This window comes from Bacillus sp. SD075, assembly GCF_017355165.1.
Lineage (GTDB): Bacteria > Bacillota > Bacilli > Bacillales > DSM-1321 > Peribacillus.
The window spans coordinates 1-17,580 of record NZ_JADILK010000013.1 but is presented as its reverse complement, the minus strand read 5'-3'; the positions used below and the strand labels follow the sequence as shown (position 1 = coordinate 17,580).

Here is a 17,580-nt window from a genome sequence, read left to right as displayed (position 1 = left end):
CAACAATAAAAAGAAAATTGTCAGTTATAAAAAAGTAATGTAAAGGAAAAATAAGTTGAAAAGCTAAAATCCACAACAAGCAGCCGGGACGAGCAAACCGTGGCGGGATGTTCTATGAGTTAATATGAACCCAAGACAAGACCTCTCACGTGGATAACGAGTATCTTACATAAAGACTTTTTATTGAGCTTCATTTCTATACCTTTCAATAATAAAGTCAATAAAATACCTGCTAGCTATTGGCAATACCCTTTTATCCTTGTATGCCAAAGTAATCGTTCGAATAATAGAAGGAGAGATCGCTTTCGTTGCAAGATTATAGGGACTTTTATTTAAGAGAAGTTTTGGTAAAATCGAAATGCCAAGCTCTTGTTCAATCATGGACATAATCGCATAGGGGTCAAATACTCGGTATTGTGTATCAGGTTCAAAATTGTACTGTTTAAAACCTATTAATGGTTCATTTATAACTCCCTCATCCAATAGGATATAAGGATCTTGTAGCAATTCTTCCAATGAGACTTTTGTGGATGATGCTAAAGGATGGCCTACTGGCATTACAGCGAGCATTTCATCTTCCTGCAAGGGAATCGTAGTTAGATCCGAAACATTTGAATTCACGAAGCCAAAGTCTACGCTTCCTTCTTTAATCCAATTTGAGATTTCCGTATAATTTCCTTGATGTAATTCGAAATGGACAGTTGGGTAAAGTCCCTTAAAATCCTTGATCAATCCCGGTATCCAATGGCATGTAACACTGGAAAAGGTGCCAATTCGAATAAGGCCGCTTTGCAGTCCCTCCATCTCTTTATGCTTTTCAGTCAGTTCCCTATGTGAATTACAAATCTTCCTGATGTATGGCAAAAATTCTTCGCCATCTGGTGTCAGTGTAATGCCCTTTCGCGAACGTAAAATAAGAGTGGTGGAAAGTTCTTCCTCTAATGAATGAACCATTTGGCTAATGGCGGACTGGGTATAGCCAAGTTCTTCGGCAGCTTTTGTAAAACTGCCTGTTTCTATGGTTTTGATAAAAGCATAATACGAATTCAACCCACTAGACCCCTTTGCATTAGTAATTCTAATATAACTATTATAAAAATTGGTTTTACTAATGTAAAGGGAAGAAATAAAATAGAGTTATGATTAGGTCAGGAGTTGAAGTAGAAAAATAATGAGTATGAACATTAAATACAGAAAGATTATTTATGCCTTTTTAATGTCTTTTAGTATGTCCTTTTTTATTTCATTTATATTAGTCTCAATAAATAGGGGGTATGATCATACATTCTTATCTATATGGTTAAAAACTTGGTCACAGGCTTTTATTTGTGCTTTCTTTGGAGCTTACTTTTTTCCGGGAGTCATTCAACAAATAATGGGAAGAATTAATTTTGTAGAAAAACCGTCAATTATCGAGAAAGATTTTTTAGTAAGAGAAGAAGACAATGGATAATGGCCAGTAAAGAATTAAAATTTCAGTAATAAATGTAGATATTGCTTTAAAGGATTCCTGAAAAATAGTTTATAGAGCTGCCCAGATGATGGGGAGCTTTTTTTCGTTTCCCTCAAAAAATTTCAAGACCATGCTACTTTCATTCCCTAAAAGTTTATATAGAGTGTGAAAGGGGGTGAGTGGCATGGCAAACCAGATTCCAGCATCAAGTACGTTGCGGATCGATTTTGAGACGGGGGTAAATGAAAAAGGGGCTCTCGTTTTCAAACGGAGGACATTTTCGAACATCAAGGTCGAGGCGACGGCGGATCAGTTGTTTTCGACAGCTGTTGCAATCACAAGTGTGCAGAATCATCCAATGGGTGAAGTGACCCGAGTGGATACGTATTCATTGATTGGTTAATCGGTATTTGGAAACATGGGAGAAGAGGGGGAGGTGAGTTGAATTGGCTAAAGTACTGGAATTGATTTTCGTTACCGAGGAAGGAAAGTCAGCGACGATTTCCGTGGATAATCCGAAGGAGCCGGTCGAAGTAAATACGGTTAAACTGGCGATGGAAAAAATGATTGCGGAGAATGTGTTCGTTACATCTTCAGGGAATTTCGTCGATTTGAAGGCAGCACGTATTGTCGAGCGAAATGTCGAGGAAGTGGAACTTATCTAACGAATGGAAAGGTCATCTTTGTTGGACACAATTGAAGTGAGGTGAATGAATAGTGGATCAAATCCTGCCATTTGTCAGTGATATTGGGTTCCCGATCATTGTTACCCTTTATTTGCTTCATAGGATTGAAACGAAATTGGATACTTTGAATGAAACCCTTGTAGAGCTGCCAGTTCGCCTGCGAGAAGGAATTCCTAAGTCAGGTTAAGGATGGGAAGAGCATCATGAATAATATCATTCATGATGTTCTTCCATTTTCAAATGGAAAAGTTTTAATAGATTCTAGTTTTATATCGAAACTATCGGGTATACATAAAACTGTAGCTAGTTCATCAAAAATCCAAATTATAAGGAGGAGTTTTAATGACTAACAACAATGAAAAAATGAGCAGGGAAGAAGCTGGCCGCAAAGGCGGGGAAGCTACAGCAAAAAATCATGATAAGGAATTTTTCCAAGAGATTGGTCAAAAAGGCGGAGAGGCCACCTCCGAAAATCATGATAAGGAATTCTATCAGGAAATTGGGCAAAAAGGCGGAGAGGCACGAGCCAATCAACGTGATGAGTCCGATGGTGGAAAAATGAGTAGGGAAGAAGCAGGACGCAAGGGCGGGGAAAGAAGTCGCCGCTAAAATAAAAGAAGCGACCTGAAGTATTTAGCTGATTCCAGTTTTATAGCTGTTCAGGCGGGTACATGACATATGTAGCTAGTTCATGGAAAATCCAAATAATGAGGAGGAATTTTTAATGACTAACAACAATGATAAAATGAGTCGTGAAGAAGCAGGCCGTAAAGGTGGAGAAACAACAGCGAAAAATCATGATAAGGAATTCTATCAAGAGATTGGCCAAAAAGGCGGAGAAGCAACATCCGAAAATCATGATAAGGAATTTTATCAAGAGATTGGCCAAAAAGGCGGAGAAGCAACATCCGAAAATCATGATAAGGAATTTTATCAAGAAATTGGCCAAAAAGGCGGAGAAGCGACATCCGAAAGTCATGATAAGGAATTCTATCAAGAGATAGGTCAAAAAGGCGGAGAAGCGACATCCGACAGCCATGGCAAGGCATTCTATCAAGAAATTGGCCAAAAAGGCGGAGAAGCGACATCCGACAGCCATGGCAAGGAATTCTATCAGGAAATCGGCGAAAAAGGCGGAGAGGCACGGGCCAATCAACGAGATGGCGACGGCAGTTCTGACGGTTCCAGTAATGGAAAAATGAGCCGGGAAGAAGCAGGACGCAAGGGCGGGGAGAAAAGCCGCCGTTAAAATATAATCCAGTGTAACTTATAAATGACCGAGGGAGAAACCATTCCCTCGGTTTTTTTATGTCATCCGCAAGGTCCCATTTAAAATAAACCCACAGCACATTGCAAAGTGTGCTTGGAGATGAAAGTGGGTAAAGGAATAACACCTAGAAAAGGAAGAGGTGATGGAAGGTGATCGCTCATTATTCTTGCCTCCGTTTAAACGTAAGCGGAGTTCCATTCACTGCACGGCATTCATTGCTTGCTCTTGGTCTTGCGGGAATCGTTTATCTCATTTCCAAAAAGAGGAGGCATCAAGCGGTATTCAAAACGGCTTCCTTGATGTGTAAGATCGAACGGAAAGAAGATGCCATTAAGCTTATTTGGGCTGATGAAGGCGGTTTCTATCGGGTATTTAGGGGGGAAAAGCTGATTTACAGCGGCCCGGAGCCAAGGATGGCAGATCGGGATGACTCCAGGAACCATCTATACGTACACGATAGATAGCTTGAAGGAAAAAGAACGGCCAGTGAACAGGATGAAAATACAGACATCAACGTAATTCAGCTGAATTACCTTTTTTACGTTATAGAAAGCCAATAAAGAGACTTAGCTATAACCAAAGCAGAAAATTAAATACCTTTTCCATCTGTGTTTTCATTTTGAGCTTAATATGACAGTTTGGGGCTTCGATTTACCAATGTTTACTTCCCGATAAAGAGCGATTAAAGTGTATCTAGATTAATTTCCGGGTTTTCATTGGCAACTGCCATTAATTTTACCTGCTCCTACCCCAAACTTCTGAAGGTGTTTGATTAGTCTTGATTTTCTTTCCCTAAGTGCGAACTATTTCTCCAGGCTCTTTAATTAAAAGTAACATTAATGTTTATAAGCTATTTATAAAAACCGCTTTCGAACACTTGGCGACGGCAGCATACAGCTTTCTTCTTTCTTTCCGAACCATTTGTAACGGTTCCTGGCAATGAAATCATAAACGAAGTTCCGGATGAAGCTTGGTACGATGATGAAACCGTAAAGTAATTTCCATGCCCCTTGTATGCGGCGGCAAATCCTCAAGGCTGCAGATGATTTATAGTAGGCCTTATCCTTTTCGATCAGCACCATGCTATCTATATCTGCAGGAACATCATACTTCTTCAGCAACTCTTGTCCTGGCTCACTTTGAAGCGAAGCGTAATGAAAAAGCCCCTGCGGATCCCGTTTTATAATGAACTGGACACTCGAATCGCAAAAGTTGCATTCACCATCAAATAAAATGACCGGATTCATGAACATTCCTCCTATAGAGAGACGTTATCATACTCATGTTTATATAATACACTACCCGTTTGGGGAAGGCGAAAACGTCTGGAACTGCCTGGAGTTTTGATGATGGAATGGATTGTTCGTTCCGGCAAGTCACTAAAAGGCACGTAAGCCAATTGGCAGGTGGACCCATGATATAGGCAGTTTTTTGACTGTTATCAAACTGTTATTTTCCATTAACTAAACTGTAAACAAGCTGTGATATGGTAGATACTCCAATGAAGTTCCAAGCCGGCAATCCTATAGTAGAGGAACGCCGGCTTTTTCATTCAAACCATAAATGGGGATTAGAAGATATAACTGTTAGTTTCTTAGGGGGTAAGATTTCATGAAACGTGATCCGTATTTTGACAATGCGAAGGCTGTATTAATCGTACTAGTTGTTTTGGGACACACATTAGCTAGAATGGTGGAAGAAAACGAATGGATTTTAACTATTTATTTGTTTATTTTTTCATTCCATATGCCAGCTTTTATTTTAGTATCCGGTTATTTTTCTAGAAAGATAAAAAGTAAAAAGGACCTCTGGGGGCTAATTAAAAAAATATTAATTCCCTATGTCATATTCCAGGTGATTTATACCTTCTATTATCAGAAGGTATTTGATGAACCAATAGACTTCACAATTTTAACTCCAAGATGGGCTTTATGGTTCTTAATCAGCTTATTCTGCTGGAATATATTATTGTTGATATTTTCCTCCAGGAAATATGGAATCGTTTCTTCAATCATTGTCTCTCTAATAATCGGTTACTTTGGTGAAGTGAATGAATGGCTAAGTTTGTCGAGAACGTTCTTTTTCTTTCCTTTCTTTTTAATTGGTCATTTTTTAGAAAAAAATCATTTTGAATGGGTTAAAAAGAAAAGTAATGCCCTAATCGGCTGGGCTGTACTAGGTTTAATCTTTACCGGTATTTATTTCTATGGGGAAATGACTTGGAGGGAATGGTTTTATGGCCGTTTAGGCTATCAGGAATTAATGGATGGCCCCATTGCCCTCGGTTTTATATATAAGTTGATCGTTTATTTAATCATGGGAGCAGCAACTTATAGTTTTTTATGTATCGTTCCTAAAAAACATACTTTTTTTACTGAAATAGGATCCATTACATTGGTTATTTATCTTTTTCATATGTTTTTCCTTGAATATGTTTATAACTCATTTATTTATGATTGGATCAAAGAAAGTGGCCAATACTATGTTTTATTAGTCATACCTGTAACCATTATATTTATATTATCAAGAAAACCAATTGTAAAAGTGGAATGTGTGCTAATAGGAATGAAAATGAAAACATAACAGAATTTTAACACCTATAAAGTAAATAACCCTTCAGTTTGAAGGCTGGACTGTGACAAACTCGATGAAAAACAAGTTTGCTCAATTTTTATTTAGGTTTGTTTGTAAAACAGGGAACCGTCGATTTCCACTCCAGGCACTCGCTTTCCGCGGGCGGGCGGGAGCCTCCTCGGCGCGCCTGCGGGGTCTCCCATGCCACGCTTTTCCCGCAGGAGTCTCGCGCCTTCCGTTCCAATCACCTTTGTGTTTTAAAAGAAAAAACTGCAGTCAAACTCGCTTTTCTTTGAGTTTCTCTACAGCCAGAGCCCTTCACAATTTGAAGGGTTTTTTCATGAAAAGAAATTTCCAGATATTTAGTGAGCTACAAAAAAATTTATTTAATGGGGATTAAATGGATGCTCCACTAAAAGGGTTACAACCCTTTTAAAGTTATTTCAGGAAAGAAAATGAAGGTGATTACCCGAAATGTTTCCAAAATTATTAAGGGGTAATTACTTTTGTATTTCACTTTCAATAAAACAACTTTAAACATTCAGATTTATTTTATTATGACTATATAAGATTTAACTATCATCAAAGGAGCGGCATATGAAAAAGTTTTTCTTCATCTTCATTTTGGCTTTAATCCCTTTCACCTCTAAGACTATAAGTGCAGAATCTGACTTACCTCTCAATAGTGAAGCCGGGATCATTATTGATGCGAAAAGTGGGAACGTATTATACGAAAAAAACATGGATAAACGTATGTATCCAGCCAGTCTTACGAAAGTTGCCACGGCTATATATGCTATAGAACACGGGGATCGGAATGAACTGGTGACGATTAGCAAAAAAGCAGCGGAGGCAGACGGATCTTCGGTATTCATTGAACCTGGAGAGGAAATAGAGCTTTCCAAATTAATTGCAGGAATGCTAATCAACTCCGGAAATGATGCAGCCATCGCAATTGCCGAGCATATGTCTGGCAGTGAAAAATTGTTCATGGAGGATTTGAATGAGTTTTTAAGAAAAGAAGTAAACGTCACCGATACCCATTTTACGAACCCCCATGGATTGTTTGACAAAGATCATGTAACTACAGCCAATGACCTTGCGAAAATTACCCAATATGCAATGGGAAATGAAACGTTCCGTGAGTATTTTGGGAAGAAGAAGTTACCATGGGAAGTGGAAACATGGGACACGACTCTAGTTACTCATCATAAAATGTTAAAAGGCGAACTCCCGTATAAGGGAATAACCGGCGGGAAAACCGGTTTCGTCAGTAAATCAGGTTACACCCTGATTTCCACTGCCACTAGGGGAGGACAGGACTTGATTGCCGTCACTCTAAAAGCTCCTTCGGACAAGGTTGCCTACTCTGATACTGAGCTTTTATTCAACTATGGCTTTGAAAACTTTAAAACAGGCAAAATTGATAAAAAAAGCAAACTTTATTCAGCGGACTACTCTAATACTTACACGCTGAACGAAGATTTATTCTATACTCATTTAATTAGTGATGAACCTAGTCTAAAAACGAGTAATGATGGAATTCTCTCCATCATGAACCAAGAAGGGGAACCAATACAATCCTTTGACCTTAAAACGGTCGCTGATGTCAGGAACACAGTATTGCCAGCCTCGATAAAAAAGGAAACAATCGATGATAAGCTACTAAATTTCATGTTCCATTTCAAGGATGGGGAGGCTTCGTCATCTTTACTAAAAAAATCTCCTCATGGAATCAGAGGCGTTGTTGCTTATACAAACCCCGGACACTAAAGGGGATAAAAGAGTGCACTTATAATGACAAATGGGTGTACTCTTATTTTTATGATTTAGGCTCCCATATTCCAATTGGAAATGGAGTATATGCCCCTAATAGTCTTAAAAAAAACTATTAGGGATGATTTCATGATGTATAACTATAATGATTATGGGGGTACACATACGACGTCTTTGGCTGCCGCATATCATTTAAATCAATTACCTCAATCGGAAAGAAAATTAACTTCGGAAGAAATATTTAATGTAAAATACTTTACGAAAGAAGATGCTGGAAAGCTCATTTTTCGCAGGAACGATGAAGATGGCAACTTCGTTTATACAATGGGACATAAAAGAGACAAACTTGTTGTTCCAGCATTAAACGAATGGAATTTACTACTGGAAGAGAAATTTCATTTTAACGAAAAAATAGTATTCTGATATATTTTCGGTTGATTGAAATAGGAAACAAATAGGGAAAGCAACGAATGGGAAAAATGTGATTAGCTTAGAAAATGAAATAGATAAATAATACTATTACATGTTTTATCTCTGTTCGTAAAAGATTGCTAAGCCCATGGCAGGTTGTTACCTTTATTAGGAATTCCGGAATTGAATCAGAAGTAATAGGATATACATTAAAATGTCGAGATACATTAAGTCAACAATGGATGTTGGCTTTTTTTGTTACGCTTCTGGATGTATATGTGGAATAGAAGAGGTGGTGCTTGTTCATTTAACGGGTGCTTTCCATCAATAACAGTTGCCGCAAAAGCCCCTATTTTATGGAGCTGACGGGGCAGGAGGATTCAACAAGGGGCAAATTTCCTTTTTTTAATACTTGAAAATAATAATTATTTGAATTAGAATTAGTTTGCACCTAGTTGATAATAATTATCAATCTCAGTAGGGGTAAAAAGGGGAGTAATCATTTTGAAGAAAATATTATTTTTATTCGTTGCTGTACTTTTAATTGTAAGCGGATGCTCACAATCAAATGAGTCATCTTCAAGTACTTCAAAATCTGAATTAGCTGGTAAGAAAATTGTGAAAATCGGGTGGCAAAACAGTGGGTTCCCATCACCGTTTACATTTGGTACAAGTGGTCCGGGTGGATTTTTACGTAACTCATTTTTATTTGATACGTTAACCTGGAAGGATGATACTGGGGTAATTCCTTGGTTAGCATCATCTTGGGAAGTATCAGAAGATCATTTAGAATATACATTTACATTGGAAAAAGATGTGACATTCCATGACGGAGAATCGTTAACGGCAGATGATGTTGTATTCTCCTATAACTATTTTAAAGAAAATACTTTTCAATGGAATGCAGATATGACAAAAGTCGCTTCAGCAGAAAAAATTTCTGACTATGAAGTGAAAATCACTCTGGCAGAGCCGTATGTTCCGTTCATTTCTGAAATTGCTGGCATGTTACCGATCATTCCAGAACATATCTGGTCAAATGTCGAACAACCATTAGAGTATCAAGAGGATGAAGCTTTACTTGGCTCAGGCCCATTTACACTTGATAGCTATGATTCAGCAACAGGGAATTATAAATTTGTGAAAAACGAAAACTACTTTAAAGGTGACGTGACAGTGGATGAAGTTCAATATTTAGCAGCTGAAAACCGTATGTTATCTTTACAAAACAAAGAAATTGATGGCGGTATGACATTCAACTATAAAGAAGTGCAACAGCTTGAAGGATTAGGTTATGACGTTCTGAAAAGCGAACCTACTGGTAGCGCCGTTCGTATCGTATTCAACTTAGAAAACAAACAATTAAGTGATAAAAATCTTCGTCAAGCGATTGCTTATGCATTAGATCGTGCTTCAATTGCTGAAAAATTAACGGGTAACTCAGAAGTAATGGTTGGTAGTGGAGGTGTTATTCCGCCAGATTCCACTTGGTATAAAGAAGACGTGAAACAATATGATTACAATGTTGAACAAGCAAATGCCATCCTGGATAAGCTTGGTTACGAGAAAAATGATGCAGGCATTCGTGAAGATTTAGATTTAAGCGTACTGGTTTCTTCAACTTCCCAAGAAGCTGAATTAATGAAATCAATGCTTGCTGATGTTGGGATTAAACTTGATATTCAAACAGTCGACTCAGCAACATTCTCAACGGCCATGGCTGAAGGGAACTATGATATGACAATTACAGGGCATATCGGATTAAGCGGTGACCCAGACTTCTTACGTTTATGGTTTAGCGGTCAAGCTAGTAACTCTCTAGCTGGTAAAGGCGTATTCGATAACGAAGAGTTCCAGGAGCTTGCAAGTCTTCAATTAAAGCAAGGAAATGAAGCAGAACGTAAAGCAACAGTTGATGAAATGCAAGATATTTTAGCAGAAGAGTTACCAACACTTGTGTTATACCACCGTCCATTCTACTACGTATATGATTCAAGCGTATTTGCTGGTTGGTATAATACCTATGGTGGTATTGCAGATGGTATTCCATTAACTGATAACAAAGCAGTATTTGTAGATTACAAATGATTAAAAAAATATTGACGCTATACGGATCAGTATTCGTCATCTTATTATTACTCAATTTCTTTCTCCCCCGACTTATGCCGGGGGGGCCTATTGAGTATTTAGATGGCCTGGATAGTGGGCCGATGCTAACCGAAGCACAAAAGGCTTCCATGATTGAATATTACAACTTGGATGTTTCATTAGGTGATCAATTTATCGATTATCTAGGAGGGCTCCTACATTTAGATTTCGGCTATTCGTTTTCTTATAAGGAGCCAGTTACTGATATTGTATTAAATCATTTACCGTACACATTATGGATTGTAGGGATTTCAACAAGTCTTTCATTGATCATCGGAATACTTTTTGGTTTATGGTCAGGTTGGTTCCATTTTAAACGTGGTGATCGACGCTTCATGCTGACTATGATGGCGGTGGGGGCATTACCTGAATTTTTATTGGGAATGATTTTATTATTAGTATTTGCTGTTTATTTAGGTATGCTGCCTATAAGCGGTGCGAGTGAACCATTTTTAAGCTCGGATTCGTGGTGGACGGTCTTTGGCGACTATGCTCAGCATGCTGCGCTACCGATTATCACATTAACGATCGTAAGTATTTCAAGTACATACTTATTAGTAAGAAATGAAACGATTCAAGTCATTTCTTCACCATTTATTGAATTTGCGAAAATGAAAGGGATTAAACGGAATCGCTTAGTGTATCGCCATATTTTTAAAAATGCACTACTGCCGATTTTTACATTAATGATGATTCGTATAGGTACACTATTTACTGGCGCTATTTTTGTAGAAACGTTGTTTTCTTATCCCGGGATAGGAAAGCTGTTAAAAGAGGCAGTGTTATCAAGGGACTATCCGTTAATGCATGGACTGTTTTTTGTGTTTTCAGCAATCATACTGTTTTTCAATGCTTTTGCAGATTTCCTATATCCGAAGCTAGACCCGCGTGTTAAGGGAGGAAATAAAAATGAATAAGGTCTATAAGCTACCCATTATAGTAATTGGCATGTTATTTATAGTAGCTTTTATTAGTCCATTTTTTGTTCCGTATGATCCCTTTTCATTTGATGCCGCTTCCTTTTTAAGCCCATCGGCTAATCACTGGCTTGGAACAAATAGTTTAGGACAGGATATTTTAAGTCAATTAATCTATGGGACACGCACTAGTATTTTAATTGGGTTATGCATTGCTACCTGCTCGACAATTTTAGTTGTCGTACTAGGTTTATTAGCAGGGTATTTTCCTATATTAGATAAAGTCATTAATGGCGTGGCGAACGTTTTATTAGTACTGCCTAATTTGCTATTAATCTTAATCATTATATCGTTCACGGGTGGCGGTATGGCACAGCTTGTCATTATATTAAGTTTGCTGTCATGGCCTTCGTATATGCGTATAGTACGTTCGGCTGTCCTTACATTGAAGGAGAGAGAATTTGTAAAATCATCCCAATTATTCGGTGGTAATTCCTTATATATTTTACGTGCACACATATTGCCTCATTTACGACCAATAGTGAAGACGAAATTTATATTAACCTTTAAGTCAGCGATATTGACGGAAGCGGGACTAGCATTTTTAGGACTTGGTGACCCGAATTTTATTTCATGGGGAAGCATGTTAAATGAAGCATTTTCACAGCGCTCTATTTTCTTGAACTCAAGCTGGACTTGGATTGTTATCCCTCCAGTGCTATTCCTTACTATTTTAACAATGAGCTTAGCGTTTTTACTTGAGGAAAAAACGAAGAAACCGTCAAAACTGAAAAAGGTAACAATTGATACGATTCAGAATGAGGTAGATGATTTAGTCGCCTATCATGTCAATATTGCCTTTGAGAAGAAAAAGGTTGTGTCGGATGTTTCTTTCCAAATTAAAAGCGGGGAAATTGTGAGCTTGATTGGTCCGTCAGGCTCAGGCAAAACGACTTTAGCTCGTGCGATGTACGGATTATTACCACCTGATGCATGGTCAGGAGATATCCAATATGACGGACAATCTGTCAGAAATCCACGCTTTGCCGATAATTGTTACTGGAAAACATGTGCTTATATTTATCAAGATGCCCGTTCAGCATTTAACCCATTATTAAAACTAAAGGATCAGTTCTTAGAAATTGGGATAACGATGGAGCAGTCAGTTGCAGCTGTGGAAGAAGTATCGCTGCCTAAAAATATTTTAGAAAAGTATCCGCATGAATGTTCGGGCGGGATGCTAAGTAGGGCGTTAATTGCATTGGCTTTCGCCAATAAGCCGAAATTTATTATTGCGGATGAATGTACGAGTGCACTTGATCCGATTTTAAAGAAAGAAATTGTCCTGTTGCTTGAGGAAAAAGTGAGAGCCTACAATATTAGCTTATTATTTATAACGCATGATATGGACGTAGCCTATGCCATTTCAGACCGTACGCTATCAATCGTGGATGGGCATGTGGAAGAGGAGGTATTATTCAATGCTCGAGGTTCGCAATTTATGTAAAAAGTTCGGAAATAATGTTGTGTTAGATGATGTGAATTTTTTTGTAGGAAGAGAAGAATTTATTTGTTTACTTGGTGAGTCGGGTTCTGGCAAGTCTACGATTGCTGAGCTATTAATTGGATTGAATGAACCGTGTAAAGGCGAGTTGTGCTGGACAGAAAACTCGATTAACTGCACCCAATATGTTTATCAAAATCCAGACCGATCCTTCAACCCATTCTGGTCAATGGAACAAAGCTTAATGGAGCCGCTTTTATTACAAAAATATTCAAGGAAATCAGCATTAAAGAAAATTACTTCGGTGATGAACCATGCAGAATTGCCACTTGAGCTTCTGAAAAATAAGCCGAGCCAATGCTCTGGCGGACAAAAGCAGCGTATGGCCATTATTCGCGCATTACTATGTAACCCGCGTCTATTAATTGCCGATGAAATAACATCTGCGTTAGATCCACAAACGGAAAGAACGATTATTGAATTGCTAAAAAAATTTCAAAGCTCTTACCATATGAGTGTTATATACATCACGCATCGCATTCAAGCTATTGAAGATGTAGCAGACCGAGTTTTGGTGTTAGAGAAGGGAACCATTGTTGAAAGCGGAACGGCTGTAGAGGTATTGAAAAATCCTCAGCACGCTTACACAAAAAATCTTCTGGAAGCTTGCCTGTATTTCGAAAAAAGAAAAAAATCTATAGTAGGAGGAAAAATAAATGAGTCAACTAAACATTCTAGAATTGAACCCGTCTCATGCATTTAGCCTAAAAGAGCCAGCGGAAAACTCATTGAACGTAACCGTAATTGATGAATATGAGCTAGAGACGACAGATTTATCTCCGTATAACGTTTTATATATAACGGAATTTGTTGATCAAGAATACCTATTAAATCATAAAGAGGTTATTTCTGATTTTTTGAATAATGGAAATGTAGTGGTTTTTTGTGGACACTTATTCCGCGATTGGTTACCAGGCTGTTCATTGATGATGCCAACGAAAATTAATAGTTATAAAGATTATTATGTACAACCAGTTCCCGGTGCACCACTATTTGAGGGTGTGGCAGTAGAAGATATGGTATATAACAAAGGCATTGCAGGATTCTTTGCACGCGGCTATTACCGCGCTCCAAAAGACGCGGAAGTTTGTTTGACGTTTACAGATGGAAAGGTCATTACGTACATTGATCGTCATACAACAAATGGTACGGTTATTGTTCACTCTGGACGTAGTTTATTAGGTTATAAGAGCGATAGTAAAACAACAGGTAAAATTAGAATTCAAATGGTGGCACTACTTGAGCAAGAAGTTGCACAGGAGGAAGCATAATGAGAAAAATTGCAGTTATTTATAGTGGGCATGCACCACACTTTCGTACATTCCACGAGCCAAAATATGCGCAATTTATCGAGAAATTAATTTACTTCCCTGAGTTTGCCGAGACAGATTTATCACCGTACGATGTACTAATTGTGCCATCACAGTTAAACTCGAACTTATTACTTCAAAATGCGAAAAAAATCCGTGACTTTGCTGATGAAGGGAAAATAGTTATAGCCTTTGGACCACAGCCTTGGGAATGGCTCCCGAACCAAAATTGGGAGGAGCGCCCAACGAATTTCTGGTGGTGGATTGAAGAAAATGCAGATAGTGGATTACGTGTTCAAAATGATGAACAACCATTCTTTGAATATATAACGCTAGAAGATTGCACATGGCACCAGCACGGTGTATTTTGGCCACCAGCTCATGCAACAACACTTGTATCAACCGTAGATGGTGGGTCCGTGTTATACATTGATGAGCAATCAACAAAAGGTACTTGGATCATTACAACATTAGACCCAGACTATCACTTTGGTTCATATTTCATGCCAGCGACAGAACGCTTTTTAGAGGGTATGTTCCAATGGATCAGTAAAGGGGATATTACCAAGTAATTTCTGGAGCATTAGAAAGTTAATAAAACTACTTCACTAATCAATAAGATTAAATAATGGAATTAGGAGACAAAATTTATGAGAACAATTAAAATTTATGATCGTGATGATCTAATCGAGATTTCTTTCGATGATATTAAAAAATACCATGGTTATGCGGCATATATGGCACTCGGTGTGGGTTTCCGTGTGGTTGAAGCAGCCTTTGAAGCATTATACGGCGATGAAATTCCAAACCGCAAAGATCTTTCGATTCTTTCCGGTCATGGTGGCCCGGGATTCCGCGATGTATTTGAATTTGTAACACGTGCAAAAACTCGTGGGGTGTACACTGTTGATGTAAACTATCCAAAAGCACAATATGACCCATACCGTCCAACAGGTTATGCATATGTATTCACAAAAGAAAATGGCGAATCAGTAGAAGTGTTATTAAAAGAAGACTTCTTACCTCCAATTTTCTATGATTACTTGAAAAAAGGACGTACAGATGATTTCACTCCCGAAGAGTATGAAGATAATGAACGTTTAAAACAAGAGCTTGGTAATCAAGCATTCGAAATGCCGATTGAAGATTTACTAATCATTAATCGCTTAAAATAGTATTTTAAAAGTCAGCCAATTACCTGTTACCTTCAAATCAAAAGGCAAACGAATTTTGTGATTCGCTTGCTTTTTTCTTTACCTTGGATCCAACTGTTCTTTTTAGACACTGACTTAAAAAATACCATATTTTTTTACGGAGATTAGTTGAAATAGGCTCTCTAGTTTAAAGAGGATCCTTCATTATAATCAATCTCTTTTCAAAATGAATGGGTGTCTTCTAGCTAAAAAACAACGTTAAAACAAAACCATCAACAGAGGTTTTACTTCATTCCCAGGAGCTGATCAGCAGCTCCTTTTTCTTATGCAACCATAGGGGCAAGGGGATAGATTGCTGAAGAAGATGGTAAATGAATTTAATTGAATAATAAACCACCACCCGAAAGTGGAGGTCTATTATTGAATCGAGGAAATCACTGTTCTTTTAAGCTGGTAACCGAAACACTTTGTTTTTTATTTGGATCATCAAGGGGATGGATGGTAGCTAGTCCATTTTGTTCATCCACGTGCTCAATGTAGATACTTTCCTCATTATAGGTTACATGAACCATATTTGGTGAAGAAGCAATTTCTTCTGCTCGTTGTGCGTCCATTTTAGCGACCTCCTTTTAATTTGCAACATGTATAATATTTGTTCCGAATTACTTATATATACTTGTTGTAATTAAAATGCTTCCAAGGGTCCCTTACGCTAACAAACTGGTGCCTTGGCTGAGGATCCGGTTATTTAAGTTAATCATTTGGATTGGCAGGCTAGTTCAAATGATTAATATCAGTGGTTTGATATAATTACAGAATAGTAAAGATATTTAAGGGGTGTAAAATGAATAGTAAAGGATTTTCGATTTCTTCTGATAAAAAGTATTTGGATGTAGATTTAATACATGATTTTTTGAATCAAGAAGCTTACTGGTCAAAGGGAATACCAAAGGAAACAGTAATAAAGTCAATTGAAAATACGACCTTATGTTTTGGGGTTTATAAAGGTGAAATAGGTAATGAAGAAAGTGAACAAGTCGGATTTGCAAGGGTAATAACCGATTTAGCAACACATGCGTATCTTTGTGATGTCTTTATAGTACCTGACTATCGTAAATTAGGATTATCAAAATGGTTAATGGATGTTATCACCAACCATTCCGAACTAGAAGGGGTTCGCAGATTTATGTTAGCAACTAATGATGCACATTCATTATATAAAAAATATGGTTTTAATCAGATCGATAATCCAGGGCTATTTATGCAAAAAGTCCGTAAATCTCCATTTTAACGAAAAGGTTATTTTCCGAATGGGATTAGACCCTGCATAATTGTGCACAGAATGTCGGATGATTCGTTTCAATTCCTGCTATTCTTTTGATATAAGGAGGTCATTGAATGGATTTGCTAAAAAATATGAATGGTGCCATTAAATTCATTGAAGAGAATCTTACGAATGAAATTGACTTTAAAGAAGTTGCAAGGCTAGCTTATTGCTCGGAATATCATTTTAAAAGGATGTTTTCCTTCCTTGCAGGTATTTCACTTTCCGAGTATATCCGCCGAAGGCGACTTACACTTGCAGCGTTTGAGCTAAAAGATGACAACATGAAGGTCATTGATATAGCGATAAAGTACGGGTACAGCTCACCTGACTCTTTTGCAAGGGCGTTTCAACATTTGCATGGCCTCACACCATCAGAAGCAAGAAGTAATGGCCATTCACTTAAAGCCTATCCACCGATGTCCTTCCAATTATCCATTAAAGGAGGCAGTGAATTGAACTATCGAATTGAAGAAAAAGAGGCATTTCACATAATTGGAATAAAAAAAAGAGTTCCCATCATTTTTAACGGGGTTAATCCAGAGATTGCATCTATGTGGAAAAGTTTAGATGGGAAAATGATAAATGAACTTAAAAACCTATCGAATGTCGAGCCATTAGGGATGCTTAGTGCATCCGTGAACTTTTCCGAAGGACGGATGGAGGAAAAAGGGGAACTTGATCATTATATCGGCGTAGCCACAACGAGGGAATGTCCAGATAATTTAACTCAGTTGAAAGTTGATGCGTCTACATGGGCTGTATTCGAAGCAGTCGGGACCTTTCCTGAAACATTGCAAAATGTATGGGGACGTATTTATTCCGAATGGTTTCCATCCTCTAACTATGAACAAAGAGAAGGGCCAGAAATCCTTTGGAATGAAAATAAAGATATAACCTCTCCAACATTCAGAAGTGAAATATGGATCCCCGTTATGAAAAAGTAAGTATAGCAGGCGAAAGATTTATCCAAAGAGCTGTCTTAAGGCAGCT

General features: G+C 37.8%; 20 protein-coding genes and 2 pseudogenes. 19 read left to right on the top strand and 3 right to left on the bottom strand.

Annotation, left to right across the window (positions count from 1 at the left end; all coding sequences use genetic code 11):
* Positions 1-180: 180 nt before the first annotated feature.
* A complete protein-coding gene (locus tag IOC57_RS11725; protein WP_207438889.1) occupies positions 181-1,050 on the bottom strand; it encodes a LysR family transcriptional regulator in 870 nt (289 codons plus the stop codon).
* 121 nt (positions 1,051-1,171) lie between these two features.
* Here IOC57_RS11725 and IOC57_RS11720 point away from each other — a divergent pair, with 121 nt between their 5' ends.
* From IOC57_RS11720 to IOC57_RS11690, 7 genes and pseudogenes are all read left to right on the top strand, one after another.
* Positions 1,172-1,453 (top strand): DUF2798 domain-containing protein, encoded by a 282-nt coding sequence (locus IOC57_RS11720; protein ID WP_207438888.1) that lies wholly within the window; start codon positions 1,172-1,174, stop codon positions 1,451-1,453.
* Positions 1,454-1,637: 184 nt separating this feature from the next.
* Entirely contained in the window at positions 1,638-1,856 is a 219-nt protein-coding gene (locus IOC57_RS11715; RefSeq protein ID WP_207438887.1) for a DUF1659 domain-containing protein, read from the top strand.
* Positions 1,857-1,899: 43 nt separating this feature from the next.
* Positions 1,900-2,118, top strand: a complete 219-nt coding sequence (locus IOC57_RS11710) for a DUF2922 domain-containing protein (protein WP_207438886.1) — start codon at positions 1,900-1,902, stop codon at positions 2,116-2,118.
* 52 nt (positions 2,119-2,170) lie between these two features.
* Complete coding sequence (locus IOC57_RS11705; protein WP_207438885.1) at positions 2,171-2,326, top strand: YvrJ family protein; 156 nt, start codon at positions 2,171-2,173, stop codon at positions 2,324-2,326.
* 155 nt (positions 2,327-2,481) lie between these two features.
* Entirely contained in the window at positions 2,482-2,748 is a 267-nt protein-coding gene (locus IOC57_RS11700; RefSeq protein ID WP_207438884.1) for a KGG domain-containing protein, read from the top strand.
* A 115-nt stretch (positions 2,749-2,863) separates the two neighbouring features.
* Positions 2,864-3,232, top strand: a pseudogene (locus IOC57_RS11695) (KGG domain-containing protein); the annotation flags it as partial.
* A gap of 326 nt (positions 3,233-3,558) precedes the next feature.
* On the top strand, positions 3,559-3,873 hold the full coding sequence (locus IOC57_RS11690; RefSeq protein ID WP_207438882.1) for a hypothetical protein: 315 nt from the start codon (positions 3,559-3,561) through the stop codon (positions 3,871-3,873).
* Positions 3,874-4,263: 390 nt separating this feature from the next.
* Here IOC57_RS11690 and IOC57_RS11685 read toward each other — a convergent pair whose 3' ends face one another.
* Positions 4,264-4,656: a thiol-disulfide oxidoreductase DCC family protein gene (locus tag IOC57_RS11685; RefSeq protein WP_207438881.1), complete on the bottom strand. Its 393-nt coding sequence runs from the start codon at positions 4,654-4,656 to the stop codon at positions 4,264-4,266.
* A gap of 364 nt (positions 4,657-5,020) precedes the next feature.
* Between IOC57_RS11685 and IOC57_RS11680 the strand changes: the two genes are divergently transcribed.
* From IOC57_RS11680 to IOC57_RS11635, 10 genes and pseudogenes are all read left to right on the top strand, one after another.
* A complete protein-coding gene (locus IOC57_RS11680; protein ID WP_207438880.1) occupies positions 5,021-5,992 on the top strand; it encodes an acyltransferase family protein in 972 nt (323 codons plus the stop codon).
* A 588-nt stretch (positions 5,993-6,580) separates the two neighbouring features.
* Positions 6,581-7,756 (top strand): D-alanyl-D-alanine carboxypeptidase family protein, encoded by a 1,176-nt coding sequence (locus IOC57_RS11675; RefSeq protein WP_207438879.1) that lies wholly within the window; start codon positions 6,581-6,583, stop codon positions 7,754-7,756.
* Between the two features lie 132 nt (positions 7,757-7,888).
* Positions 7,889-8,179, top strand: a pseudogene (locus IOC57_RS11670) (DUF3189 family protein); the annotation flags it as partial.
* Between the two features lie 495 nt (positions 8,180-8,674).
* Positions 8,675-10,258, top strand: a complete 1,584-nt coding sequence (locus tag IOC57_RS11665; RefSeq protein WP_286184773.1) for an ABC transporter substrate-binding protein — start codon at positions 8,675-8,677, stop codon at positions 10,256-10,258.
* A complete protein-coding gene (locus IOC57_RS11660) occupies positions 10,255-11,235 on the top strand; it encodes an ABC transporter permease (protein WP_286184772.1) in 981 nt (326 codons plus the stop codon). The genes IOC57_RS11665 and IOC57_RS11660 overlap by 4 nt, the downstream gene beginning before the upstream one ends.
* Entirely contained in the window at positions 11,228-12,742 is a 1,515-nt protein-coding gene (locus IOC57_RS11655) for an ATP-binding cassette domain-containing protein (protein WP_207438877.1), read from the top strand. The genes IOC57_RS11660 and IOC57_RS11655 overlap by 8 nt, the downstream gene beginning before the upstream one ends.
* Positions 12,717-13,502 (top strand): ABC transporter ATP-binding protein, encoded by a 786-nt coding sequence (locus IOC57_RS11650; RefSeq protein ID WP_207438876.1) that lies wholly within the window; start codon positions 12,717-12,719, stop codon positions 13,500-13,502. The genes IOC57_RS11655 and IOC57_RS11650 overlap by 26 nt, the downstream gene beginning before the upstream one ends.
* Positions 13,456-14,070 carry a phosphate starvation-inducible protein PhoH gene (locus IOC57_RS11645; protein WP_207438875.1) on the top strand — a complete coding sequence of 205 codons (615 nt, stop codon included), beginning with the start codon at positions 13,456-13,458 and terminating at the stop codon, positions 14,068-14,070. Before IOC57_RS11650 ends, IOC57_RS11645 begins: the two co-directional genes overlap by 47 nt.
* Positions 14,070-14,681, top strand: coding sequence for a hypothetical protein (locus IOC57_RS11640; RefSeq protein ID WP_207438874.1), 612 nt, complete (start codon positions 14,070-14,072; stop codon positions 14,679-14,681). Before IOC57_RS11645 ends, IOC57_RS11640 begins: the two co-directional genes overlap by 1 nt.
* Positions 14,682-14,759: 78 nt before the next feature.
* Positions 14,760-15,284 carry a hypothetical protein gene (locus IOC57_RS11635; RefSeq protein WP_207438873.1) on the top strand — a complete coding sequence of 175 codons (525 nt, stop codon included), beginning with the start codon at positions 14,760-14,762 and terminating at the stop codon, positions 15,282-15,284.
* Between the two features lie 413 nt (positions 15,285-15,697).
* Here the strand turns inward: IOC57_RS11635 and IOC57_RS11630 are convergent, their stop codons facing one another.
* The gene (locus tag IOC57_RS11630) at positions 15,698-15,877 is read right to left on the bottom strand and encodes a small acid-soluble spore protein H (RefSeq protein WP_207438872.1); all 180 of its coding nucleotides are present in this window, start codon (positions 15,875-15,877) and stop codon (positions 15,698-15,700) included.
* A 230-nt stretch (positions 15,878-16,107) separates the two neighbouring features.
* Here IOC57_RS11630 and IOC57_RS11625 point away from each other — a divergent pair, with 230 nt between their 5' ends.
* Positions 16,108-16,554 carry a GNAT family N-acetyltransferase gene (locus IOC57_RS11625; RefSeq protein ID WP_207438871.1) on the top strand — a complete coding sequence of 149 codons (447 nt, stop codon included), beginning with the start codon at positions 16,108-16,110 and terminating at the stop codon, positions 16,552-16,554.
* Between the two features lie 107 nt (positions 16,555-16,661).
* A complete protein-coding gene (locus IOC57_RS11620; RefSeq protein ID WP_207438870.1) occupies positions 16,662-17,534 on the top strand; it encodes an AraC family transcriptional regulator in 873 nt (290 codons plus the stop codon).
* The last annotated feature ends 46 nt before the right edge of the window (positions 17,535-17,580 follow it).